General features: G+C 67.2%; 23 protein-coding genes. 10 read left to right on the top strand and 13 right to left on the bottom strand.

Annotated features, from left to right (window positions below; all coding sequences use genetic code 11):
- Window positions 1-97 precede the first annotated feature (97 nt).
- Both AC07O0_RS25160 and AC07O0_RS25155 read left to right on the top strand, forming a co-directional pair.
- A complete protein-coding gene (locus tag AC07O0_RS25160) occupies window positions 98-1,936 on the top strand; it encodes an aq_1923 C-terminal domain (protein ID WP_494626779.1) in 1,839 nt (612 codons plus the stop codon).
- A gap of 106 nt (window positions 1,937-2,042) precedes the next feature.
- The gene (locus AC07O0_RS25155) at window positions 2,043-2,651 is read left to right on the top strand and encodes a CatB-related O-acetyltransferase (protein ID WP_494626919.1); all 609 of its coding nucleotides are present in this window, start codon (window positions 2,043-2,045) and stop codon (window positions 2,649-2,651) included.
- Here AC07O0_RS25155 and AC07O0_RS25150 read toward each other — a convergent pair.
- From AC07O0_RS25150 to aspS, 5 genes are read right to left on the bottom strand one after another with little or no spacing between them, the layout of a single operon-like run.
- Entirely contained in the window at window positions 2,623-3,681 is a 1,059-nt protein-coding gene (locus tag AC07O0_RS25150) for an acyltransferase family protein (RefSeq protein WP_494626777.1), read from the bottom strand. The genes AC07O0_RS25155 and AC07O0_RS25150 overlap by 29 nt on opposite strands.
- Window positions 3,678-4,574 (bottom strand): glycosyltransferase family 2 protein, encoded by an 897-nt coding sequence (locus AC07O0_RS25145; RefSeq protein WP_494626775.1) that lies wholly within the window; start codon window positions 4,572-4,574, stop codon window positions 3,678-3,680. Before AC07O0_RS25145 ends, AC07O0_RS25150 begins: the two co-directional genes overlap by 4 nt.
- A gap of 43 nt (window positions 4,575-4,617) precedes the next feature.
- Complete coding sequence (locus AC07O0_RS25140; protein ID WP_494626773.1) at window positions 4,618-4,920, bottom strand: hypothetical protein; 303 nt, start codon at window positions 4,918-4,920, stop codon at window positions 4,618-4,620.
- A 6-nt stretch (window positions 4,921-4,926) separates the two neighbouring features.
- A complete protein-coding gene (locus tag AC07O0_RS25135) occupies window positions 4,927-5,298 on the bottom strand; it encodes a hypothetical protein (protein ID WP_494626771.1) in 372 nt (123 codons plus the stop codon).
- Between the two features lie 7 nt (window positions 5,299-5,305).
- Window positions 5,306-7,084 (bottom strand): aspartate--tRNA ligase, encoded by a 1,779-nt coding sequence (gene aspS, locus AC07O0_RS25130; RefSeq protein WP_494626917.1) that lies wholly within the window; start codon window positions 7,082-7,084, stop codon window positions 5,306-5,308.
- A 142-nt stretch (window positions 7,085-7,226) separates the two neighbouring features.
- Here aspS and rnd point away from each other — a divergent pair, with 142 nt between their 5' ends.
- On the top strand, window positions 7,227-8,366 hold the full coding sequence (gene rnd / locus AC07O0_RS25125; RefSeq protein WP_494626769.1) for a ribonuclease D: 1,140 nt from the start codon (window positions 7,227-7,229) through the stop codon (window positions 8,364-8,366).
- Between the two features lie 98 nt (window positions 8,367-8,464).
- Window positions 8,465-9,268, top strand: coding sequence for a bestrophin-like domain (locus AC07O0_RS25120; protein WP_494626768.1), 804 nt, complete (start codon window positions 8,465-8,467; stop codon window positions 9,266-9,268).
- 15 nt (window positions 9,269-9,283) lie between these two features.
- Here AC07O0_RS25120 and ppx read toward each other — a convergent pair whose 3' ends face one another.
- The 3 genes from ppx to AC07O0_RS25105 form a co-directional block, all read right to left on the bottom strand.
- A complete protein-coding gene (gene ppx / locus AC07O0_RS25115) occupies window positions 9,284-10,846 on the bottom strand; it encodes an exopolyphosphatase (RefSeq protein ID WP_494626766.1) in 1,563 nt (520 codons plus the stop codon).
- Window positions 10,782-12,998: an RNA degradosome polyphosphate kinase gene (locus AC07O0_RS25110; protein WP_494626764.1), complete on the bottom strand. Its 2,217-nt coding sequence runs from the start codon at window positions 12,996-12,998 to the stop codon at window positions 10,782-10,784. The genes ppx and AC07O0_RS25110 overlap by 65 nt, the downstream gene beginning before the upstream one ends.
- A gap of 145 nt (window positions 12,999-13,143) precedes the next feature.
- Entirely contained in the window at window positions 13,144-13,830 is a 687-nt protein-coding gene (locus tag AC07O0_RS25105) for a TetR/AcrR family transcriptional regulator (protein ID WP_494626762.1), read from the bottom strand.
- A 160-nt stretch (window positions 13,831-13,990) separates the two neighbouring features.
- On the opposite strand from AC07O0_RS25105, the gene AC07O0_RS25100 reads away from it, so the two are divergent.
- Entirely contained in the window at window positions 13,991-14,620 is a 630-nt protein-coding gene (locus AC07O0_RS25100; RefSeq protein WP_494626760.1) for a hypothetical protein, read from the top strand.
- Window positions 14,621-14,701: 81 nt separating this feature from the next.
- Window positions 14,702-15,928, top strand: coding sequence for an acyl-CoA desaturase (locus tag AC07O0_RS25095; protein ID WP_494626758.1), 1,227 nt, complete (start codon window positions 14,702-14,704; stop codon window positions 15,926-15,928).
- Window positions 15,929-15,932: 4 nt separating this feature from the next.
- On the opposite strand, the gene AC07O0_RS25090 is transcribed toward AC07O0_RS25095, so the two are convergent.
- From AC07O0_RS25090 to AC07O0_RS25080, 3 genes are all read right to left on the bottom strand, one after another.
- Entirely contained in the window at window positions 15,933-16,631 is a 699-nt protein-coding gene (locus AC07O0_RS25090) for a P-loop NTPase family protein (protein ID WP_494626756.1), read from the bottom strand.
- Entirely contained in the window at window positions 16,618-17,712 is a 1,095-nt protein-coding gene (locus AC07O0_RS25085) for an AI-2E family transporter (protein WP_494626754.1), read from the bottom strand. The genes AC07O0_RS25090 and AC07O0_RS25085 overlap by 14 nt, the downstream gene beginning before the upstream one ends.
- Before the next feature lie 74 nt (window positions 17,713-17,786).
- Window positions 17,787-18,317, bottom strand: a complete 531-nt coding sequence (locus AC07O0_RS25080; RefSeq protein ID WP_494626752.1) for a CDP-alcohol phosphatidyltransferase family protein — start codon at window positions 18,315-18,317, stop codon at window positions 17,787-17,789.
- Between the two features lie 183 nt (window positions 18,318-18,500).
- Here AC07O0_RS25080 and purM point away from each other — a divergent pair, with 183 nt between their 5' ends.
- From purM to AC07O0_RS25065, 3 genes are all read left to right on the top strand, one after another.
- Entirely contained in the window at window positions 18,501-19,571 is a 1,071-nt protein-coding gene (gene purM / locus AC07O0_RS25075; RefSeq protein WP_494626750.1) for a phosphoribosylformylglycinamidine cyclo-ligase, read from the top strand.
- Complete coding sequence (purN, locus tag AC07O0_RS25070) at window positions 19,568-20,188, top strand: phosphoribosylglycinamide formyltransferase (protein WP_494626748.1); 621 nt, start codon at window positions 19,568-19,570, stop codon at window positions 20,186-20,188. The genes purM and purN overlap by 4 nt, the downstream gene beginning before the upstream one ends.
- Before the next feature lie 150 nt (window positions 20,189-20,338).
- Window positions 20,339-21,739: an SEL1-like repeat protein gene (locus AC07O0_RS25065; protein ID WP_494626746.1), complete on the top strand. Its 1,401-nt coding sequence runs from the start codon at window positions 20,339-20,341 to the stop codon at window positions 21,737-21,739.
- A gap of 27 nt (window positions 21,740-21,766) precedes the next feature.
- On the opposite strand, the gene AC07O0_RS25060 is transcribed toward AC07O0_RS25065, so the two are convergent.
- Window positions 21,767-22,513 (bottom strand): helix-turn-helix transcriptional regulator, encoded by a 747-nt coding sequence (locus AC07O0_RS25060; protein WP_494626744.1) that lies wholly within the window; start codon window positions 22,511-22,513, stop codon window positions 21,767-21,769.
- 184 nt (window positions 22,514-22,697) lie between these two features.
- On the opposite strand from AC07O0_RS25060, the gene AC07O0_RS25055 reads away from it, so the two are divergent.
- The gene (locus tag AC07O0_RS25055; protein WP_494626742.1) at window positions 22,698-23,354 is read left to right on the top strand and encodes a glutathione S-transferase family protein; all 657 of its coding nucleotides are present in this window, start codon (window positions 22,698-22,700) and stop codon (window positions 23,352-23,354) included.
- Between the two features lie 12 nt (window positions 23,355-23,366).
- Here AC07O0_RS25055 and AC07O0_RS25050 read toward each other — a convergent pair whose 3' ends face one another.
- Window positions 23,367-23,726 carry a hypothetical protein gene (locus AC07O0_RS25050; protein WP_494626740.1) on the bottom strand — a complete coding sequence of 120 codons (360 nt, stop codon included), beginning with the start codon at window positions 23,724-23,726 and terminating at the stop codon, window positions 23,367-23,369.
- Window positions 23,727-23,849 lie beyond the last annotated feature (123 nt).

Genomic DNA, 23,849 nt, shown 5'->3' with positions numbered 1-23,849 from the left:
CTGCTGCCTCGTCAGCGAATCCGGCTCTGGCGCCGCCAATCGGAGCTTGGCCCCATTTTCGCCTTGCGGGCCTCGATGCATGCTTCAGGAGATCACCATGACGATTTCGCCCGGCCGACGCCTCGCCAGCTTCCGGCCGTTGTCCACGACAGCCCTGCTGCTCGTCCTCCTGGCCGGCCCTGCCTCCGCTGCCGATCTTCAGCTCGACAACATCAAGCTCGACCTCGGCAAGTTCGTGCTGTCGATCCCGAAGCTGGAGGTGAAGGGCACCTCGCTCGACCGCGACGGCTTCCTCGCCCTCTTCCAGGGCAGCGGCGACAGCGCAATCGCCCGGCTCGGCAAGCTCGACGCCAGTGAGATCAGCGCTCCGACCCTGGTGATGGAGCAGAACTTCGGCCCGCAGAAGCAGATCACGACCTATCGCAACATCAAGTTCTCCGACATCCGCGAGGGCCGGATCGGGCGCGGTGAATCGAGCGACGGCGCGATCAAGATCGAAGGCGGCGCCACCGGCCCGGTCAGCGGCGAGATCAAGCGCACCAGCTTCGAGACGCTCGACCTGATGCAGATCGCGCGCGTCTTCGCCGAAAAGGCCAAGCCCGGCGAGACAGCGCCGCTGCAGCCGGTCATCGGCAAGATCGAGCAGGACGGCTACTCGCTCGACCTCGGCGAGCAGGGCAAGATGACGGCCGGCAAGGCCTCGCTGCGCGGCTTCAAGGCACGTGTCGCCTCCGAGCCGATGGGCGAGCTCATGACGCGCATCGCCGTGCTGAGCGACGAATCGGAGAAAGCCGCACGCAATCTCAACAGCAAGGAAGACCCGGCGATCAGCGAAGCGCGCGATCGCAAGCTGCTATTGGCGATGGCCGAGATCTTCGACGCGTTCGACTATGGCAGCGGCGAGATCCGCGACATCGTGATGGCGCTGAAGACGCCGCCGAAGCCCGGCGCCAAGGCCGAGGCCGTCGACATGCGCATCGCGCGTGTCGCCTTCGGCGAGGACACGCCGGAGAAATCGGGCGTGGTGATCGAGGGCCTGCAGTTCGAAGGCGGCGGCGCCAAGGGCGTGATCGCCTCGCTCGGCTATTCCGGCTTCTCGTTCGAAGGGGTGGTGCGGGAGGTCAAGGCGCTCGGCGATGCCGCCGTCGACCTCAAGACCCTCGATTTCCGCCGCTTCATCCCGAAGCTCGGCACGGTCAAGATGAATGGCGTGCAGATGACGGTGCCGCAGGAGGGCAAGCGCGGCCGCCCGGCCGGCGCGCCGATCCAGGTCGGCCTCGGCAGCTTCGAGCTCAAGGCCGGCGACCAGATCAACGGCATCCCGACCGACATGGCGCTGAGCCTCGACAAGATCACCTTCCCGATCGTCGAGAGCGCCGACAATCCCGCCGCCAAGGACCTGCTGGCGATGGGCTATCGCAATCTCGATCTCTCGGCGAAGCTCGCTCTCGCTTGGCAGGAGGCGAGCAAGGAGTTCGCCATCCGCACGCTCTCGCTCGGCGGGGTCGGCATGGCCAGGCTCGACGCCACAGGCATGCTCGGCAATGTCGGCAAGGAGGTCTTCTCCGGCGACATCGCCCTGGCCCAGGTGGCGCTGCTCGGCGCGACCGCCAAGAATGTCGAGCTCAAGCTGCAGAATCTCGGCTTGGCCGAGAAGCTGATCGAGAACGAGGCGAAGAAGTCGAAGCGCAAGGTCGAGGACGTGCGCCGCGAATACGGCATGATGGCGAGCCTCGGCCTCGCCGCCATCCTCGGCCCGTCGGACGGCGCCAAGGCGCTGGCGAACGCAGTCGCCCGCTTCGTCGCCAAGCCCGGCACGCTCACCGTCAAGGCGACGGCGAAGACGCCGACCGGGCTCGGCCTCGCCGACGTGATCACGCTCGGCGAACCAAACGAGATCTTCGAGAAGATCGACGTGCAGGCCACCTCCGAGTGAGGCGGACGGCTTGAGCTCCCGCGACATATCGAGCCCGGACGCCGACTGGCGCCCGGGTGCGCTCGCGATCTGGTGGGCCGGCCTGCCGGCCGGCCCACGTAGCTTCCTGCGGCGCTGGGTCAATCCGGACAATCAGACGCGCATCCATCTGGCGAAGCTCCTGGCGCGCCGTTCCGGGCAGGTCACGATCGGCGCCTTCACCTATGGCCGGCCCAAGGTCCGCTTCCCCGAGAGCGGCGCGCGCCTCTCGATCGGCCGCTACGGCTCGATCGCCGACGGTGTCGAGATTCTTCTCGGCGGCAATCATCGCACCGACTGGGCGACGACCTACCCCTTCCCCGCCCTTCCCGGCCTCTGGCCAGCGGCACAGGGCATGGGCGGCCACGACGCGACGCGCGGCGACGTCGCGATCGGCCATGATGTCTGGCTCGGCTCGCAGGCTATGATCATGTCCGGCGTCAGGATCGGCCATGGCGCGGTCGTCGCAGCCCGCGCCGTGGTGACGCGAGACGTGCCGCCCTATGCGATCGTCGCCGGCAACCCGGCCAGGGTCGTGCGGCTGCGCCTGCCGGAGGCGCAGGTCGAGGCACTGCTGGCGAGCCGCTGGTGGGAGCTGCCGCCGGAGCGCGTCTCCCAGCTTCTGCCGCTGCTGATGTCCGAGCGCATCGATGAGCTCGCAGCGGCGGTCAGGCCGGCTTCAGCAAGCGGCGCTTGAGGCCGAGCGCCGGCTTCTCGACGAGGTACCAGGACGCCGCCGCAATCAGCAGCGTCACGATAAGCGAGGGCGCGAACAGCGTCAGCGCCCCGACCGTCGGAAACAGCGCGACGAAGGCCTGCTGCACCGGCCAGCCATAGAGATAGACGCCATAGGACAGGTCCGCCGGCGGCTCGCTGCGCCAACGGGCGAGCGGCGGCGCCAGCGCCAGCACCAGCGCGCCCCAGGCGGTGACGAGATAGAGCAGCGCCTTGTAGGCCGGCGTCGCCTGGGACAGGGCCACGACGACGAGCGCCGCCACGAGCCCCGGCAGCGACAGCGGCACCTTCTCGCGCCAGAGATAGATGAGGCCGCCGGTGAAAAAGATCAGCGGCAGGCGCAGCGCCGTCTCGAGACCCTTCGACCCGTCCGGGGTGAGGATCTCGCGCAGAACCGTCGCGACGACCAGCGCCGCCCAGAGGCCGAGCACGATCCGGCGATGCGCCAGCAGGCCGACCAGCCCGGCGACGAGGACGCCGAGATAGCACAGCGTCTCGTATTTCAGCGTCCAGACCGTCCCCATCGGAAATGTCAGCGGGTTGTCCGAGAAGACGCCCGGCAGGGGCGCCGAGCTCTTGAAGCTGGTCAGCGTGCCGTTGATGAAGCGCCAGAGCTGCGGATCGGCGAGATAGCTGCGCAGGTCGAGCTTGGTCAGTGCGCTGCCCATCAGCAGCGCGACCACGAGCGTCGCCGCGATCAGCCCGGGCGCAATGCGCAAGCTGCGGGCGACGACATAGTCGCGCCAGCCGCGCTGCTCGTAGCTCATCGTCACCAGGAAGCCGGAGATGGCGAAGAAGCCGTTGACCGCGTGCTCGCCGAGCGTGAAGCCGGTCGAATGCGCCAGCAACTCGTCCTCGACCTTGCCGGTGGTGACGCTGAGCGCATGCGAGACCACGACCGCGAGCGCCAGCAACAGCCGCAGCAGGCCGAAGTGATTGTGTGGGAGGCTCAGCCCGTCGGCGGCGCTGGCGGCACGCAGGAAGCCCGTCACGCGATGATCTCCGCCTCGTTCAGCCCCTGCCGGGTGAGCGCGCTCCCGCCGGCGCGCGCAGCGAGCGCGCCGGCGACCGAGCCGGCATGCGCATACATCTTGTCCTGATTCAAGATCAGGCCATAACCGATTGCCTTGGCGGCGTTTTCGATGGTCTTGCCCAGGCCCGGCACAGGCAAGCCCCATTTGCGCGCCATGTGATATTCCGACCAGGCGAGATGCCAGCGCGCCGTAAAGCGCCGCTGCGGCGACGGCGCACTGGAGCGACCGCGGCCATGCCGGGCGCCGGCACCGTCGACATGGACCAGCGCATGCCCGGCCTCGCGCAGGCGTCGGCAGAGATCGTCATCCTCGTAGAACAGGAAGATCGCCGGGTCGAAGCCGCCGAGCGCCAGGAAGACCTCGCGCCGCAGCAGCAGGCAGGCGCCCGACAGGAAAGGCAAGCAGGCATCTCCCTCCGGCAGCACGATCTTGGGCGCCTGGTTGAGATGATCCGGCGAGAGCAAGGAGCGCGGCTGCAAGAAGACACGGCCAGAGGGCTCGACGAGGCGCGGCGCAAAGGCAGCCGCATCCGGATAGGCCTCGGCCGCCGTGAGCAGGGCCGCCACCGCACCCGGCTGCACCTCGAGGTCCGGGTTGACGATGAGAACGAAGGGCGTCGTCGCGGCGCGCGCACCACGGTTGTTGGCGCGGCCATAGCCCTCGTTGCGCGCATTACGCAGAACCTGCGCGCCCTGCTGCGCCGCGATCTCGGCTGAAGTATCACCGCTGGCGTTTTCGACGACGATGGCCTTCACGCCCTCAGCCGCCAACGCGGCGAGGCAGGACGGCAGCACTCCAGCGCTGTCGAAACTGACGACGATGGCGGTGACGTCGGCGGCAGAAAAGCTCATGGCCTGCATCTGCGCGGGATGAGCGGCCCGAGGCAAGAGGCGATCAGCGCCGTGTGCTGCCGAGACGCAGCTCCGCCTGCAGCCGTTCGCGCTCATGCGCCTCGCAGCCGCGCGGTGCGTTATAGGACTTCACCGCATAGCTCGCATTGGCGGAGACGAAGCGGCCGCGCTGCTCGGCCGGCAGCCGCGCGATGATGCGGCTGCGATCGACCCTCAGCCCGCAATCATAGGCGCGAGAGACCTGCGCCGCTGTGAACTCGGGCGTGCCTGGCATCGGCCCCGCGGCGATGCAGCCGGCAAGGCTCGCGGCCGCGAACGCAACGAGGCTGGGCTTCAACGCTGTCATGGACGATCAAGGTTCCTCGAAGCGACCGGCGCGGACATCCTTCATCTTGCCGCGCAGTGCCGCCCGCTCCTCGGCGGTACAGGGCTGCGGACGGACGTCCTGGTTGATCATCTCGGCCTCCGAGACGGAGACATAGGCCGAGCGGGCCGCCGCGAGCTGCTCATCGCTCGCACCGCGCTCCCTTTCGGCAGCGAGGAAACGGTCGAGCGTCGTGCGCTGGGGCGAACCGGCCTTGCAGGCGATGGCGCGCGAGACCGTCGTCGCCAGCACGGAGGCGCGGCCCGCGGCGGAATCGGCATGACCGGCGACGCAGGCGCCTAGCGGCAGCGCGACGAAGCAGGCGAGCAGCAGCGCTCGCCCGGCAGGCAGGAAGGCCATGGGTCGCTCAGCCTTCCTTCTCGGGCAGGTTCACGCGCAAATGCGCCTCGCGCAGCTGCTTCGGCGTCGCCGGCGAAGGCGCACCCATCAGGAGGTCGACGGCCTGCTGGTTCATTGGGAACAGCGCGACCTCCCGCAGGTTCGTCGCGCCGGCGAGCAGCATGATGATGCGGTCGACGCCGGCGGCCATGCCACCATGCGGCGGCGCGCCGTACTGGAAGGCCCGGTACATGCCGCCGAAGCGCTCGATCACCGTCTCCTCGCCATAGCCGGCGATCTCGAAGGCCTTCACCATCGCCTCGGGGCGGTGGTTGCGGATGCCGCCGGAAGCGAGTTCGTAACCGTTGCAGGCGATGTCGTACTGGAAGGCCTTGATCGAGAGCGGATCATCCTCGACCAGCGACTTCAGACCGCCCTGCGGCATCGAGAACGGGTTGTGCGAGAAGTCGACCTTCTTCTCGTCCTCGTTGTACTCGAACATCGGGAAGTCGACGATCCAAGCGAAGGCGAAGGCGTTCTCGTCGATCAGCCCGAGCTCGGAGCCGACCTTGTTGCGGGCGCTGCCGGCGAACTTGTAGAACTTGTCGGGATCGCCCGCAGCGAAGAAGCAGGCGTCACCGGCCTTGAGCCCCATCTGCTCGACGATTCCTGCGACGCGCTCGGGGCCGATGTTGTTGGCGATCGGACCCTGCCCCTCGCCGCCCTCCTTGACCATCAGATAGCCGAGGCCGGGCTGGCCCTCGCCCTGCGCCCAGGAATTCATCCGGTCGCAGAAGGCGCGGGAGCCGCCGCCCGGCGCAGGGATCGCCCAGACCCGGTTCTTCTCGCCTTCCAGGATGCGGGCGAAGACCTTGAAGCCCGAACCGCGGAAATGCTCGGACACGTCCTGCATCTCGATGGGGTTGCGCAGGTCGGGCTTGTCGGAGCCATACTTCCGAAGCGCTTCGGCATAGGGAATGCGCGGCCAGTTCTTGGTGACGGACTTGCCCTCGCCGAACTCCTCGAAGACCCCGGCGATCACCGGCTCCATGGTGGCGAACACATCCTCCTGCTCGACGAAGCTCATCTCGACGTCGAGCTGGTAGAACTCGCCCGGCAGGCGGTCGGCGCGCGGGTCCTCGTCGCGGAAGCAGGGCGCGATCTGGAAATAGCGGTCGAAGCCCGCCATCATCAGGAGCTGCTTGTACTGCTGCGGCGCCTGCGGCAGGGCGTAGAACTTGCCGGCATGCAGACGGCTCGGCACCAGGAAGTCGCGCGCGCCCTCAGGCGAGGACGCGGTCAGGATCGGCGTCTGGAACTCGGAGAAGCCAGACGCCTGCATGCGTCGGCGCAGCGAGTCGATCACCTTGCCGCGGAGCATGATGTTGTTGTGCAACTTCTCCCGGCGCAAATCGAGGAAGCGGTATTTCAGGCGGGTGTCCTCGGGATATTCGAGATCGCCGAAGACCGGCAGCGGCAGCTCTGCCGACGGCCCCAGCACTTCGATCGCCGTGGCGAAGACCTCGACCGCGCCGGTGGCGAGGTTGGCGTTCTCGGTGCCGGCGAGGCGCGGCTTCACCTTGCCGTCGATGCGGATGACCCATTCCGAGCGGGCTTTCTCGGCATCGGCGAAAGCCGGCGAATCCGGATCGACCACGACCTGGGTCAGGCCGTAATGGTCACGCAGATCGATGAAGAGCACGCCGCCATGGTCGCGGATGCGATGGCACCAGCCGGAGAGGCGCACGGAGGCGCCGATGTCGCTCTCGCGGAGCGCGCCGCAGGTGTGGGAACGGTAGCGATGCAGGGTCACGGGTTCAGCTTTCCGGGCGTCCATGCGGCCGTGGTCGGGGCGCGCAAGCGATTTGGCGCCGTAACCACACGCGCGCGGCGCGGTTGTCAAGAACGCCCGCGACATGGCGCGCGCTGATCTGCTATGAGCGCCGGCCATGAACCTGATCAACACGACCGAAGAGCTGGCCTTGGCCTGCTCCCGCCTCGCCGCGCACCCTTTCGTCACGGTCGACACCGAGTTCCTGCGCGAGACGACCTATTATCCGAAGCTCTGCCTGATCCAGATCGCTTCGCCGGACGAGGCCGTCATGGTCGATCCGCTGGCGGAAGGGCTCGATCTCGCACCCTTCATGACGCTGATGACCGACCAGAACGTGGTCAAGGTCTTCCATGCTGCCCGGCAGGACCTCGAAATCGTCTGGATGCTCGGCCGCGTGCTGCCGACGCCGCTGTTCGACACGCAGGTCGCGGCCATGGTCTGCGGCTACGGCGACTCGGTCGGCTACGAGCAGCTCGTCAACGACCTCGCCAAGGCGCGCATCGACAAGTCGTCGCGCTTCACCGACTGGTCGCGCCGCCCGCTCAGCGAGGCGCAGCTGGTCTATGCCGAATCGGATGTGACCCATCTGCGCGACATCTATCTGGCCCTGCAGGCCGACCTCGCCGCGAGCGGCCGCGAGAGCTGGGTCGCCGAAGAGATGGCGGTTCTGAATTCGCCGGGAACCTATGAGGTCAAGCCCGAGAACGCCTGGCAGCGGCTCAAGGGACGCCTGCGCAAGCCGAAGGAGCTGGCGGTGCTGATGGAGCTCGCCGCCTGGCGCGAGCGCGAAGCCCAGCATCGCGACGTGCCGCGCCAGCGTGTGCTCAAGGACGATGCACTGATGGACATCGTCCAGCGCGCCCCGCGTTCGGCCGAGGCGCTCGGCGAATTGCGTTCGGTGCCGAACGGTTTCGAGCGCTCGCGCGCCGGCGGCGAGGTGCTGGCCGCGGTCGAACGCGCCTTGGCCATCGACCCGCGCAACCTGCCCCGGCTGGAGCGCGAGCGCGGCCGGCCGAGCAACGGCGCCGTGCTCGACCTGCTCAAGGTGCTGCTCAAGGCAACCGCCGACGCCGAGCGCGTCGCGCCGAAGATCATTGCCTCGACCGACGATCTCGAGGAGATCGCCAGCGACGACGAAGCGGATGTCCCCGCGCTGCACGGCTGGCGCCGCGAGATCTTCGGCGAGAAGGCGCTGGCACTGAAAAACGGCTCGCTGGCGCTCAGGATCGTGCGCGGGCGGGTGACGGTCGGCTAGGGACCGCTGCAGCGGCGATTGTCCTAGGCTATTCCGCAAGCTGGACTTGTCCGCCGGGAGGGAGCTGGGGTCTGCTGCGGTCGTTTGAGCGCTGGCAGATGGCTGGCCGATTTTTCGGGGGCGACGTGTTCATCCTGTTCCATCAATTGCCGCTGACGGCGATGTTCCTCGCCGTTCTGGCATTGAGCGTCGCGGCCTGCTGGCTCCTGATCGGCCTCGTGCGCTTCGCCGTTCCGCGTCTCGGCTACCGGCTCGGCGAGCCGCTGCCGATCCGCGATTCGATCATCAACACCTGCGGAGCGCTGTTCGCGCTGATCGTCGCCTTCTCCGCCGCCGGCATCTGGAATGACGCCGTCTCGGCGCGAACCGCCGTGCAGCGCGAAGCAGATGCGGTCGAGACCGCGCTCACCTTGTCCGTGGTGCTGCCGGAGGAGATCCGGTCCGAGCTGACCAGCGGGCTGCAGGCCTATCTGCGCGAGGTCGTCGCGGTCGACTGGCCGGCGATGGCCAGGAGCATGCCGCTCAGCGATGCGGTTTTCGACCAGTCGGAGAAGCACCTGCTCGGCGCGATCCAGCTGGTCTCGCGGCTGAATGCCACCGCCGCTTACTCACCGCTGCTCAACCAGCTGCTGGAGATCCGCCACGCCCGGCTCGCGCGGCTGTCCGCTTCGGTCGCCGGCGTCACCTGGGCGCAATGGTGCGCGATGTGGCTGATCTCGACGACGACGCTGCTCTCGATCATCATCTGCAACAGCCACGCCTTGCGCATGCAGATCGTGGCCGCGCATCTTTATGTGCTGGTCGTCTCGGCCGCCTATTTCGTCATCCTGGCGCATGACCGGCCGTTCGTGGGCCGGATCTCGATCCAGCCGACGGCGTTCCAGCAGCTGATACCACGCTAGATCGGGCCCTGCCGCTCAGCGGATATCGATCTCGCGCCCGAGCAGCTTGGCGAGCTGCTTCAGGCGCCCGGTCACACGCTCGCTCGCCAGCGACTTCAGATCGTCGGGCAGGCGCAGGACGAGCCGGCTGTCGATGCAGGTCAATGGTGCCCGCGGCAGGATGCCAGGCATGCCGGCCGAGATCAGATAGGCGACCCTGAAGGCCGCTGCGAGGATGTGGATGCGCTCGAGCAGGCGTGTCGTCAGGAGCCGTCGCAACCCCTCCGCCGCCGGGGCCGAAGCCTTCAGGCCGGCATAGCGGTAGAACGCGATCAGCGCGAGGAAGGCGCGGCCAGCATGGTCGACACCGCTGAACGAGGCATGGGCGATGACGTTGAGAGTCTGCTCGCCGCGATAATCGGGATGGGCGCGCCAACCGATATCCGAGAGCAGGCAGGCGGCGAGCTGCAATCGCTTCAGCGCTGGATCGTCATGCGGATAGGCGCCGGCGACGAGCTTGTCGGTCCAGGCGATCAGATCGGCGGCATGGCGCGGGTCGCGGGCGCGCAGCTGGTTGTAGTCCTCGGCGCCGCGCAACAGCGCGTCGGCCGAGCGCTCGCCTTCGTCGAGCTGCTCGTGCAACAGGCCTTCGCGCACGCCATTGGCTGAGATCACGACATTGCGCGGGCGGCCGCGCTTGATGATCTGGTCGAGCACCAGCGCGCCATAGGCGAGCAGCGGGCGGCGGGCGGAGGAGACCGCCTCGATCGCCTCCAGCATCGAGGCGTCGGCGCGTTCGACCAGGCGGACGAAGTCGCTCGCCTCGCGCGCCGGCACGATGTAGCCATGCATGACGTTGAGCGGGTAGCCGGACTGGCGCTGGTGCAGGGTCGCGAGCGCACGCCAGGTGCCGCCGACAGCATAGAAATCGCGCCCGCGCATGGCGCCGAGCTGCGGATGGTGGTCGAGATCGTCGCGGACGATCTTCTCGGCCGCCTTCATCGAATTCCCGGAGCGGTCGATCAGAGCGAGGCCACCGAGGGGCAGGCTGATCCCCTCCCCGACCTTGCCGCCGTCGACCGCGATGAGTTCGAGCGAGCCGCCGCCGAGATCGCCGACGACACCATGCGGCTGATCGAAGCCGGAGATCACGCCGAGCGCCGAGAGATAGGCCTCGCGATCACCCGAGATCAATTCGATCGGCTGGCCGACCGCGGCCTCGGCGCGCGCGATGAAGTCGGGCCCATTCGAGGCATAGCGGGCCGCTGCCGTGGCGATGACCCTGAGCTGCCCGACATGCATCGCCTCGCAGAGGATGCGGAAGCGCACCAGCGCCGAGAGCGCCTTGTCGATCGCATCCTCAGCCAGCATGCCGGTCGAGGCGACCTGCCGGCCGAGGCCCGCCATCTCCTTCTCGTTGAAGACCTGCGCGGGGGCCCGCGACAGATCCTCATAGACGACGAGACGGACCGAGTTCGAGCCGATGTCGATGATCGCGACGGTGTCGCCGACGCTCAGCCGGCCCGACGCTTGTTCAGGCCTTCTTGCCGGCGCGACGGGAGAGGCTTCGCGGGCTCGAACTCGAGAGAGATTTTCCACGACCAGACAGGCTCGGATTCGTCATGAAATACTTGTGGGCGTTGAACGACTCTTCGGCCGATGGCGGGACAATGCGTCGCGAGCCGCCATCGGGCAAGATGGTCCAGCTCTGTTCGTTGTCGAGAAAGTTCGCCAGCATGATCTGTTCGAGCAGCTGCTGGTGGACCGTCGGGTTCAGGATCGGCGTCAGTGCCTCGACGCGGCGGTCGAGGTTGCGCGGCATCAGATCGGCCGAGGAAATGTAGAGCTTGGCCTTGGCCGAAGGCATGCCGTGGCCGGCACCGAAGGCGTAGACGCGGGTGTGCTCAAGGAAGCGCCCGACGATCGACTTGACGCGGATGTTGTCGGAGAGACCCGGCACGCCTGGCCTGAGGCAGCAGATGCCGCGCACGACGAAATCGATCTGCACGCCGGCCTGACTGGCGTCGTAGAGCGCGTCGATGATCTCGGGATCGACCAGCGAGTTGCACTTGCCCCAGATCGCGCCCTTGCGGCCTGCCTTCACGTGCGCGACCTCCTCGGCGATGTCGTCGAGCAGGCGCTTCTTCAGATTCACCGGGGAGACGGCCATGCGCTCCAGCTCGGCCGGCTCGGCATAGCCGGTGATGAAGTTGAAGATGCGGGCGACATCCTGCGCCATCACCGGATCGGCGGTGAAGAAGGAGACGTCGGTGTAGATGCGCGCCGTGATCGGGTGATAGTTGCCGGTGGCGATGTGGCAGTAGGTCACGAACTGGCCGGCCTCGCGACGCACCACCATCGAGAGCTTGGCGTGGGTCTTGAGCTCGATGAAGCCGTAGACGACCTGAACGCCGGCGCGCTCCAGATCCTTGGCCCAGCGGATGTTGGCTTCCTCGTCGAAGCGCGCCTTGAGCTCGACCAGCGCCGTCACCGACTTGCCGGCCTCGGCGGCTTCCGCCAGCGCCTGGACGATCGGCGAGTTCGATGAGGTACGGTAGAGCGTCTGCTTGATCGCGACGACGTTGGGATCGCGCGCCGCCTGTTGCAGGAACTGCACGACGACGTCGAAGCTCTCATAGGGATGGTGGACGATCAGGTCCTTCTGGCGGATGGCGGCGAAGCAGTCGCCGCCATGCTCGCGGATGCGCTCGGGAAAGCGGGCATTGTAGGGCTTGAACTTCAGGTCCGGCCGATCGGCGCCGACGAGCTGGGAGAGCTCGTTCAGGGCGATCATGCCGTCGACGACCACGACCTCGTCGGGATCGACCTTGAGCTCGCGGATGATCATGTCGCGCAGATGCGCCGGCATGTCGGCGTGGAGCTCGAGCCGGATGACGACGCCGCGGCGGCGCTGCTTCAGCATGGTCTCGAAGACGCGGACGAGATCCTCCGCTTCCTCCTCGATGTCGAGATCAGAGTCACGGATGATGCGGAAGGAACCGGTGCCCTTGACCTCATAACCGGGGAAGAGCTTGCCGATGAAGAGCGCGACCAGGTCCTCCAGCATGATGAAGCGCTGGACGCCCTCGCGGGCGAGATCGGGCAATTCGATGAAGCGGTCCATCTTCACCGGGACACGGATCAGCGCGTCGAGCGCGCGCCCGTCGCTGACGCGTTCCAGCGCGAGCGCGATGGTGAAGCCGAGATTGGGGATGAACGGGAAGGGATGGGCCGGGTCAATCGCCAGCGGCGTCAGCACCGGGAAGACATAATGCAGGAAGCGGTCTTCCAGCCAGATGCGATCCTGCGCGCCGATATCGGCCGGCCGCAGCAGCACGATCCGGTTCGCCTCGAGATCGTGCTTGAGCTCGGTCCAGCGGGTCTGCTGGTCGCTCGTCAGGGCGGCAACGCCCTCGCCCAGCGCCGTGAGCTGCTCGGCCGGGCTCAGGCCATCCTGACTCGGCGTCACGACACCGGCCTTGAGCTGCTCGCGCAGGCCGGAGACGCGGACCATGAAGAACTCGTCGAGATTGTTCGCCGAGATCGAGAGGAAGCGCAGCTGCTCGAGCAGCGGATGGTTGCGGTTGGAAGCCTCCTCCATCACGCGCCGGTTGAACTGCAGCCAGGACAGCTCGCGATTCATGAAGCGCTTCGGCGACTGCCGCAGCGCCTCGTCGAGATGAAGGACCACCTCTGCCGCCACCGGGGCCGCAGCCTTGAGGACCGGTGCTTCCGCCACATCCTGGGTCATGCGCTTTGCTCTCGCTGTCGACGCTGCTCGTGCCACTGCCGATCCTGTAGCTCTGCTCTGTGTCGTTTTGCTTGCAGCCGCAGTGGCCGCGCCGATCTTGAAGCCACCGTAGCGTGACGGTTCGATGACAAGCGAGGCCGAAACGTCATGAACGACCCGGGTCAGCGGATGCCGGGGCCTTCAGCAGGCCGGCAAGGAAAAGATCGAGCGACCGCTCCATTACGTTCTCGGCCTCGTCTTCCATCACACCCCAACTCGGGAACTGGCCATCGATCAGCATCCGCGCCAGGCCATAGACCAACGCGCGACCGGTGATCTGGATCAGAGCGGGATCGTCGACGCGCAGAAGCCCACGCCGCGCCGCTTCCTCGAGCAAACTCACCATCTGCGCCTGGATCTGGGCATTGTCCGCACCCAGCGAGGCCGATCCGGCAAAATCGATGGCGCGACGCGAGGAGATGATCTCGAAATGCGTCGGATTGCGCCGCGCCCAGTCGAGGAAGGCCTTGCCAATGGCGCGAATCCGCCGGATCGGATCGTCGCTGGTCTCGCGTTGGAGCGAAGCGGCGATCTCGGCTCTGAAGCGTGCCATTGCCTCCTCGGCCACCGCCGTCATCAGCGCCACCTTGTCGGGAAAGTGGCGGAACGGGGCTGCAGGCGAGACCCCGGCACGGCGCGCCACCTCCCGGATGCTGACGGCGTCGAGCCCGCCTTCGGCCGCGAGCGCCAAGCCTTCCGCGATCAGCACCTCGCGCAGATTACCGTGATGATAGGTCGAGGCGCTCGCCGCGCTCCCTCCCGATCCCGTCCGACTCGCTTTCGTCGTGCTCATTGCGGCGAGCCTAGACCAGTTTCCCGTCCCGCTGCAGCCGAGCCGGGCCGCCAAGCATCGTCATCACGATCATGTAATCGCCGATTACATTTCATTGCCCTGCCACCCTTGAAATGTAATCACTGATTACATGTAAGGGCCATTCAACAGGAGAAGCGTGATGCCGAACGAAAACAGGCGCAGTCCGGCTCTTCCGGCCGGCCCGGAAGGCTGGCCGCTATTGGGCACGCTCGCAGCGATCCTGACCGTCGCAACCCTCGCCGCCTTCGCCTCCACCGGCGGCAGCGATGGCATCCGCATGGCGATCCGGCTGACAGCGCGGACCTCGCTCGCCCTCTTCCTCCTCGCCTTCACTGCCTCCGCCCTGTTCCGGATCTGCCCGAATCCGTGGACGCGCTGGCAATTGCGCAACCGGCGGCAGCTCGGCCTCGGCTTCGCAGTCTCGCACCTGCTGCACGCCATCGCCATCATCGCGCTCGCCGTCACCGACCCGACGCTGTTCGCAGCGCTGGGCGGATCGAGCATGCTCGTCGCCGGCGGCAGCGCCTATCTCGTCATCGCGGCAATGGCAGCGACCTCCTTCGACCGGACGGCTGCGCTGATCGGCCCGATCGCCTGGCGCCGGCTGCATCTGTTCGGCGCCTGGTACCTCTGGCTGAGCTTCATGGTCACCTTCGGCAAGCGCGCCCAGCTCGACATGGCCTACTGGCCCTTCATGGCCGCACTGCTCGGCGCCTGCGCGTTGCGCCTCATCGTCAACCGCCTGTCATTTCCTGTGCTGCGGCGCTGAGGGCGCTTGCGCCAGCCCCGCCCCTGCTGTTTGGTCGGCATGCGAATCCCGCATGCCTTCGAACCGGTCCAGAGAGCCAACTTGTCCGAGCACCAGCACGCCGACCATGGCGATATCGTCTATCCCTCCGCCATCCCCTTCGTGCTGGCCCATCTTGCTTGCTTCGGCGCACTCTGGAGCGGCGTCAGCGCGACCTCGCTCTGGCTCGCCTTCGGCCTCTACTGGCTGCGCATGTTCGCGGTGACCGGCGGCTATCACCGCTATTTCTCGCACCGGACCTACAAGACCAGCCGGGTCGGCCAGTTCGTGCTCGCCTTCCTCGCCCAGTCGACGGCGCAGAAGAGCGTGATCTGGTGGGCCTCGAAGCACCGGCACCACCACCGCTTCTCCGACACCGAGCACGACGTGCACTCGCCGGTGCTGACCTCGTTCTTCTATTCCCATGTCGGCTGGATCTTCAGCAATGGCCACGACCGCTGCGATACCTCGACCGTCACCGACCTGACGCGCTTTCCCGAGCTCAACTTCCTGCACCGGTTCGAATTGCTGCCGGCGGTCGCGCTGGCGCTGATCTGCTTTGCCATCGACGGCTGGAGCGGCCTGTTCGTCGGCTTCTTCTGGTCGACGGTCGCGGTCTACCACGGCACCTTCTGCATCAACTCGCTGGCGCATGTGCATGGCGACAAGGACTATGTCACCGGCGACGAGAGCCGGAACAACTGGTGGCTGGCGATCATCACCATGGGCGAAGGCTGGCACAACAATCACCACGCCTATCAGTACAGCGTCCGCCAGGGTTTTCGCTGGTGGCAGTGGGATCCGACCTATTATCTCATCCTCGGCCTGTCGAAGCTGCGTCTGGTCTGGGACCTGAAGGCGCCGCCGCAGGCAGTGGTCGAGCGTTCGCAGGCGCTGCCGCCGCGCGTGATCGAGCGCTCCGCCGAGCGGCTCGCAGCCTCCGTCCCGGTGGAGCGCATCGTCCAGGCCTTGCGTGACGCCTATGCCAACGCGCCCGGCCTGCCCGAGCTGCACCTGCCGACGCTGACGCTGCCCGAGTTCCGCGAGGCACTCACCGCGCTGCAGGCCCGCGCCGGCGAGCGCCTGCACGCTGTCCAGACGCAGGCGCAGGACGCGATCGCGCAGTGGCACATGCCGGCCCTGCCGAGCCGCGAGGAGCTCACCGAGAAGGCCGCGGCGATGTTCGTCAAGACGCCGTCGCTCGACGCGATCGCGGCGCGGGCGCATGACCTCTTGATCGAGACGATCCATGCCCGCCTGACCGGGGCCGCTGCTACCGCGAAGGCCTAAGGCCTTATTCCTCCGGGAAGAGCGAGGCGACCACCTCGGTGGCCATGGCGCGAGTGACGCGCCGGCCACGCTCGAGCGAAAGCCTGTCGAGAGCGTCGACGAGGTCGCGCGCCGCGGCGAAGGAACGCTCCATCCTGAGCGCCAGCGCCTCGATCGTGCCGGTGTCGACGATCAGCTGGCGGTCGACGAAGAGCTTGACCAGCAGCGCGCGCAAAAGCGCGTCGTCTGGCGGCGCGATCTCGGCTTGCGGCGCCAGGCGCAGGCGCGAGAGCAGGTCCGGCACCTTCAAACCCCATTGCCCCGGCTCCGTCCGCGCCGTCAGCAGCACGGAGGCGCCGCGCGCCTTGGTGGCGTTGAGCAGATGGAACAGGGCCGGCTCGTCGAGCGGAGCGCGGTCGCAATCCTCGATCACCAGCGCGCCGCCGGACGCCAGATGCGGCACCTTGGCCTCGTCAAGCTCGTCTGCGGACAGCGTCCAGGCATGGGCGCGCGCCGCCCAGATCGCAGCGAGATGGGTCTTGCCCGCCCCTTCCGGCCCGACCAGGCGCAGCCAGGACGCCGGCCAGCCTGGCCAGCTCTCGATCAGGCCATAGGCCTGCTCGTTCGATGGACCGACGAGGAAATCCTCGACGCCGTGCCGGCTGTCGACCGGCAGATCGAAGGCGAGCTGACGCGGTTTCACCGGCGGCTCACGGCTCGACATGGGGCGCGGGAACCTGGCCGGAGCGCCCGCGGTAATAGGGGCTGGCGAGATATTGCCGCAGCACGAAGCGGGCGAGCACGCCGATGATCGCCGCCAGCGGCACGGCGAGCAGCAGGCCGACGAAGCCGAAGAGCGAGCCGAAGGCGAGCAGAGCGAACATCAGCCAGACCGGATGCACACCGATCGAGTCGCCGACGAGCTTGGGCTGCAGGATATTGCCCTCGATGAACTGGCCGGCGGCGAAGACGGCGAGCGTCAGCAGCGGCATCGTCCAGTCCGGCCAGAACTGCACGGTGGCGACGCCGACCGAGAGCACGAGCCCGGTCAGCGAGCCGACATAGGGGATGAAGGAGAGGAAGCCACTGATGATGCCGATCAGCGCGCCGAAATTGACGCCGACCAGCGACAGGCCGACCGCATAAAACGTCCCGAGCAGCAGGCACACCAGCGCCTGCCCGCGCAGGAAGCCGGCGATGGCGACATCCATTTCATGCAGCAGACCGCGGATCGTCTCGCGATGGTCGAGCGGCAGCCAGCTGTCGACCGTCGCGACCATGCGGTCCCAGTCGGCGAGCAAGTAGAAGGCGATGACGGGGGTCAGCACCAGGAGCGAGAACACGCCGATGATCGCCGTGCCACCGGACCAGAGCGATCCCAGGAGCTTGCCGGCCCAGCTCGTCGCCTCGCCAACGAGATTGCCGAGCGAGCTCTGCGCATCCTGCGCCAGCTTGGCGCCGCCGAAGCGTTCGATCAGCGGCGCGCCGCGCTCCATGATCAGCGCCTGCAGCTTGGCGGCATCGGCCGGCAGGCGCGCCACCAGGCCGGCGAGCTGCTGGCTGAGCAGCGGCGCGAGCAGCACCAGCCCGACGATGAAGACAAGCAGGAAGAGGCAGAGGATCGCGATCGTCGCGGTGAGCCGGCTGAGCCCCCAGCGCTCCAGCCGATCGGCGAGCGGATCGAGCAGATAGGCCAGCGCCAATGCCGCGATGAAGGGCAGCAGCACGTCCCGGAACAGCATCAACGCGAGCACGAGGGCGGCAAGGGCGAGCAGCCAGAAGAGCAGTTGACGCTGAAGACTCATGCACTCGCCTCTAGAGCCGGATCGCACGGCGTCCTGATTATGGTGATCCGCCAGGGATCATCCAAGGTACCGGCTCAGCCTGCCATGTGCCGCAGCCAGAGGGCGAGGTAGGCGCCCATGGAGGCGAGCGTCAAGGCCGCGACGATGATCTGCGCCGCCGGCATCACCGCGCTGGCATCGATCTCGAAGGATTTCGAGCCGAGCACCAATGCTGCGAAGACGAGCTGGGCAGCGGTGTTGAGCTTGCTGACGACGATCGGCGCGATCGTCACCGGCTTCTCCATCAGCCAGGACAGGATCACCGCCGCAACGATCATCAGGTCGCGCGAGACCACCACGATGACCAGCCAGATTGGGATGATGCCGACGATAGCGAGGGTAATGTAGATCGAGACGATCAGTGCCTTGTCGGCGAGCGGATCGAGATAGGCGCCGAGCTCGCTCTTCATGTCGAAGCGCTTGGCGATGAAGCCGTCGATCGCGTCGGAGACCCCGGCCGCGACGAAGAGAAAGAAGGCCTCGTCCCAGCGGGCATTGACGATCATGACGATCACCAGCGGCACCAGGATCAGCCGGGCGATAGTGATCAAGTTCGGTAGCGTCATCGCGGGAGACCTGCCGACAGAATCGCATCTCAAGGTAGAACATGGGCGGGAGAAGTGCGAAACGCTTTCGCGGAAGGGCTTGCCCGCAGCGCTGCCCTTGCCTATTCGCTCGCGCAGCATGAGCAGTATCTGATCAGATCGAAGCGACCTGATCGGTAAAACAGGCTCTAAGGAGCGAAGCCGATGACGAAACCGGGCGCCAATGGGCTGACCTATGCGCAGGCGGGCGTCGACATCGATGCCGGCAATGCCATGGTCGACGCGATTAAGCCGCTGGTGCGCTCGACGCGCCGGCCCGGCGCCGATGCGGAGATCGGCGGCTTCGGCGGATTGTTCGACCTGAAGGCCGCCGGCTTCAGCGATCCGATCCTGGTCGCGGCCAATGACGGCGTCGGCACCAAGGTCAAGATCGCGATCGAGAGCGGCCGGCATTCGACCATCGGCATCGACCTCGTCGCCATGTGCGTCAACGATCTCGTCGTCCAGGGCGCCGAGCCGCTGCTCTTCCTCGACTACTACGCCACCGGCAAGCTCGACCCGCAGGCCGGCGTCGAGATCGTCCGCGGCATCGCCGAGGGTTGCCGCCAGGCCGGTTGCGCCCTGATCGGTGGCGAGACGGCCGAGATGCCGGGAATGTATGCCGGCAACGACTACGACCTCGCGGGCTTCGCCGTCGGTGCCGCCGAGCGCGGCACCTTGTTGCCGCGCGCCGACGTCGTCGCCGGCGACGTCGTGCTCGGCCTGCCCTCCTCCGGCGTACATTCGAACGGCTATTCGCTCGTCCGCCGCATCGTCGCCCTCTCGGGCCTGACCTGGGAGGCGTCTGCTCCCTTCGCGGCGGACAAGACATTGGCCGAGGCGCTGCTGGAGCCGACCCGGATCTATGTGAAGAGCCTGCTGCAAGCGCTGAAGGCAGCGCCCGGCATCAAGGCCCTCGCCCACATCACCGGCGGCGGCTTCCCAGACAACATCCCGCGCGTGCTGCCCGACGACCTCGGCGTCGCGATCGACCTGCCGGCGATCGCTGTCCCGGCGGTGTTCGGCTGGCTGGCACAGGTCGGCGGCGTCGCCGAGCGCGAGATGCTGCGCACCTTCAACTGCGGCATCGGCATGATCGTCGTCGCCGAGGCGGCGCAGGCCGAGGCCGTCATGGCGGCGCTCACCGACGCCGGCGAGAAACCGGTGCGGCTCGGCGAGGTCACGGCGCGTGGCGCCGACGAGGCCGTGACCTATCGCGGGAAGCTCGCACTGTGAGCACGGCAAGGCGGGTGCGGACCGCGATCCTGATCTCCGGGCGCGGTTCCAACATGATCGCGCTGATCGAAGCGGCCAAAACTGCTGATTTCCCGGCCGAGATCGCGCTGGTCGCCGCCAATCTGCCAGATGCCGGCGGACTGGAGCGAGCGGCCGCGGCCGGCATCGCCACGGCCAGCGTCGACCACCGCCCCTTCGGCAAGGACCGCGAGGCTTTCGAGCGGGCACTTGACGCCGAGCTGCAGGCGCACGGGATCGAACTTGTCGTGCTTGCCGGCTTCATGCGGGTGCTGACCCCCTGGTTCGTGACGCGCTGGCAGGGCCGGATGATCAACATCCATCCCTCGCTCCTGCCGGATTTCCGCGGCACCCACACCCATGCGCGGGCCCTCGAAGCCGGCGTCGCCGAGCATGGCTGCACTGTGCATTTCGTCGTACCCGAACTCGATGCCGGCCCGACCATCCTGCAGGCGAAAGTGCCGGTCCTGCCCGGCGACGACGAGGCGAGCCTGTCAGCCCGCGTGCTCGAGCAGGAGCACAGGATCTACCCGCAGGCGCTGGCGCTGGTGGCGTCCGGGGCGGCCAGGCTGGACGACGGGGTGGTGGTCAACGCTTAGGAGCCCGTTACCGCCGGATTAATTCAAGCTGAGCGGATCGGAGCCACCTCACCGCTTCGCCGCTAACTATCCCGGCAAAGTCGCCTCGACAGCCGACATTGGGCGAGGCAATCACCGCAACCGAGCGTTGTATCGGGGGCGGGCTTCGTAATGCTTCGTTGGATTTCCATCGGTTTGTTGCTCGGCTGGATCGGATTCGCGCTGTGGGCGCCAATCTCGGACTATGTCAGTGCGGTGCTGGCGTACGGTTCTCCTGACGGCTCGTCCTCCGCGGACACGGCGAATGTGCGCAGCTGCGATACACTCGCCGGTGACCCGGATGACCCGGAGCGAGTTCGCGCAGTCCCGGATATAGCGGGCATGATCGGCAGGGCGTTTTCACGCCGCAACGATCACGCGATTGTCGTCTGCTTGGCCGCCGTAGAGGAGCGGCTGGACCTTCGCCGGCTGCGTTACCAACTCGGCCGTGCCTATGATCGTGCACGGCGTCGTGAAGAGGCGCTCGCGGCCTATCGCCAAGCAGCCGAAGCAGGTCACATCGCGGCCATGGTCAAGGCCGGCAAGTCGCTGAGGCTTGGCTTTGATGGCGTGGAGGACCGGCAGGAGGCCCGGCGTTGGTTCGAGAAGGGCGCTCAGGCCGGCAATCCGGAGGCGATGTACTTCTTCGGCCTCATGCTCGACAGGAGCCAGGGAGGGCCACAAGACCTGCCGCAGGCGCGGCATTGGTACGAGCAGGCCGCGAAAGCCGGTTATGCCTGGGCGATGTACGACTTCGCCCGGATGCTGGAGGGTGGACTCGGCGGCCCTCCGAGCTTGCCGGACGCGCGGCACTGGTATGACGCCGCCGCGAAGGCCGGCAACGACGACGCCATGTATCACCTGGCTCGCATGCTGGACGGCGGGCTTGGCGGCCCGCAGGATTCGCCAGAAGCACGGCACTGGGTGGAAAAGGCCGCGAATGAGGGCGAGCGAAGCGTGATGCTTTGGTTCGACCGCATCAAAAGCCCGGACATGCCCCGCGATCTACCTGGCGTGCGGCGCTGGCATGCAGAGCACATTCGAGACAACGCTCGCGACGCGATGAACATTTTTGCGATCATGCTGGCCCAGGGGCGCGGCGGGCCGGAGGACCGACCTCAGGCCCGGCTCTGGTTCGAGCGAAGCGCCCAGGCCGGCCATTCGGGCGCAATGAACAATCTGGCCGACATGCTGCGTATGGGCGCAGGCGGGCCGGAGGATCTGCCGCAGGCACGGCGCTGGTACGAAGCGGGTGCGCAGGCCGGCGAGATCCGGGCGATGAGCAATTTCGCCGCCATGCTGGAGGGCGGAATGGGCGGATCGACGGACTTGCCAGAAGCACGGCGCTGGTTCGAGAAGGCCGCACAAGGCGGCGAGCGGACCGCGATGTACAATCTCGGCATCATGCTGGAGCAAGGCCAGGGCGGCGCCCGGGATCTGGCGCAGGCACGGCGCTGGTATGAGCGGGCGGCTCAGGCCGGCCTCGCACAAGCGGCGGAAAGTCTCCGCGCCTTGGACGCCCCGAAACCTTAGAAGGCGGAACGGAGCGTGGCCGCCTTGCTACTGCACCGTCACCGTCTCGCCCTGCATAGCTTGCTGCTCCATCGCGCGGCGCGCGGCGGCCTCCTGCTCCTCCTTCTGCCAGCGCCGGAACAGATCGGCGCGGCGGGCCGGGTAGCGCTCCTCGCGGGCGGTGAGCTCGGCGATGCGGTCGGTGCGGAAATGGCGGAAGGCCTGCCGGAGCTCGCACCAGGCGATGACGACGCGGACCCGGTCGAAGAAGGTCATGCCGATCGGCCAGATCATCCGCCGCGATTCGGCGCCGGCCTCGTCGCGATAGGCGATATCGAGCTTGCGGCCATTGCGGATCGCTGCCCGGATCGCGGCGGCGTCGACCTGGTCGACGATCGCGGAATCCTTGCAATAGGCCGGCGCGAACAGGGCGCCGTCGAGCAGGATCGGGCGCAGATGCGGCGGCAGCACTGCCGCGACCTTGGCGACGACGTCCTCGGCGGCGCGCGCCAGCGTCGGGTCGGCGCGCTCGGAGAGCCAGCGCATGCCGACCAGCACCGCCTCGATCTCGTCGGGCGAGAACATCAGGGGCGGCAGGTCGAAGCCGGCGTCGAGGACATAGCCGATGCCGGCCTCGCCGCGCACCGGTACGCCCTGGCGCAGCAAGGCGGCGATGTCGCGATAGACGGTACGGACCGAGACGTCGAGCTCGGAGGCAAGCGTCTCGGCGGTGACGGGACGGCGCCGGCGGCGCAGTCCCTGGATCAGATCGAGCAAGCGTTCAGCGCGCTGCATGGCGTGGTTCCGCTTATAGGAAGATGGCGTAGAGTGATCTTGCTCTACTCGCCCTGACATCAAATGTCAGGAGTGTGGCAGCAGTGCATGCTGCATACCGAAAGCATTGGCTGGGGGAGGAAAAATGCTGGAGCTTCACGTGTTCGGGCCCGCTTTCGGTCAACCCGACCCGAGCCCGTTCTGCATGAAAGGCATCATCCTGATGGAGATGTCCGGCCTGCCCTATCGCCGCGTACGCGGCAATCTGCAGAAGGCGCCGAAGGGCAAGTTCCCGGTGCTGCGCGACGGCGACAAGGTCGTACCCGACACGACCTTCATCCGCATGCATCTGGAGCAGGCGCACGGGATCGACTTCGACAAGGGGCTCTCGGCCGAGCAGCGCGGCACCGCCTGGGCAGTCGAGAAGATGCTCGAAGACCACATGTACTGGATGGTTGTGCAGGAGCGCTGGGCCAACCCCGCCAATTTCGACCGCGGACCGCGAAAATTCTTCGACGCCGTACCGGCGCCGCTCCGGCCGCTGGTCGTCGCGATGATCAGGCGCAAGATTCAGCGCAATCTGCATGGCCACGGCATCGGCCGGCACAGCGATGCCGAGCGGCTCGTGCTGGCGCGGCGGGCGCTCGATGCGCTCGCCGGTATCCTCGGCGGCAATCCCTATCTCACAGGCCCCGACCCGAGCGGCGCCGATGCGACCCTCGGCGCCTTCATGATCGCCGGGCTCTGCGAGATCTTCGATTCGCCGATCCGGGGCGCGCTGCAGGAGCACGCCAACCTCGTGGCCTATGCGGAGCGAATGCGCTCGCGCTACTTCAAGGACGAGGCAGCAAAGGCGGCGTGAACCGCCCTTCCCTCAAGGCCGCTTCAGCTTGCAGCGATCGATGAAGTCGTAGCCCTTCTCGCGAGCCGAGTCATTGAAGTAGCCGGTGTCGCGGAAGGCCTGAAGCTCGTCCTTGGTCATGGCGTTGACCGTGCCCTTGGCGTAGCAGCTGCACGGGGTGTGCACGGCCTCGCGGGTCGTGTTCATCAGGCGCGACTGGGTGATCAGGCAAGCGTCGAAGGCGCGCAGCTGGATCATATAGGGCGTCAGGTTCTTCGCCGTCGGATCCGGCGGCGGCAGCGCGCTCGTGCTGCCGGCGGCCAGCGCCGCACCGGCGGACATCAACAAGGACAACCCAGCGGCCCAGACGACCGCACCAACCCGCCGCTTCATCATTGTTCGCACTGTCCGTTTCCGCGGCTCGAGCCCGGGAGACCCGAATCTCCCCTCGACAGGCCATGCCGTCGCCCGGGCCCGGATGGTCCATAGGCCCGGTGAAAAAGCAATGACGCAAAG

The organism is Allobosea sp. GW821-FHT10B12 (assembly GCF_059415545.1).
Note: the sequence above shows the minus strand (reverse complement) of the source record. Positions and strands in the feature narration are given on the sequence as shown.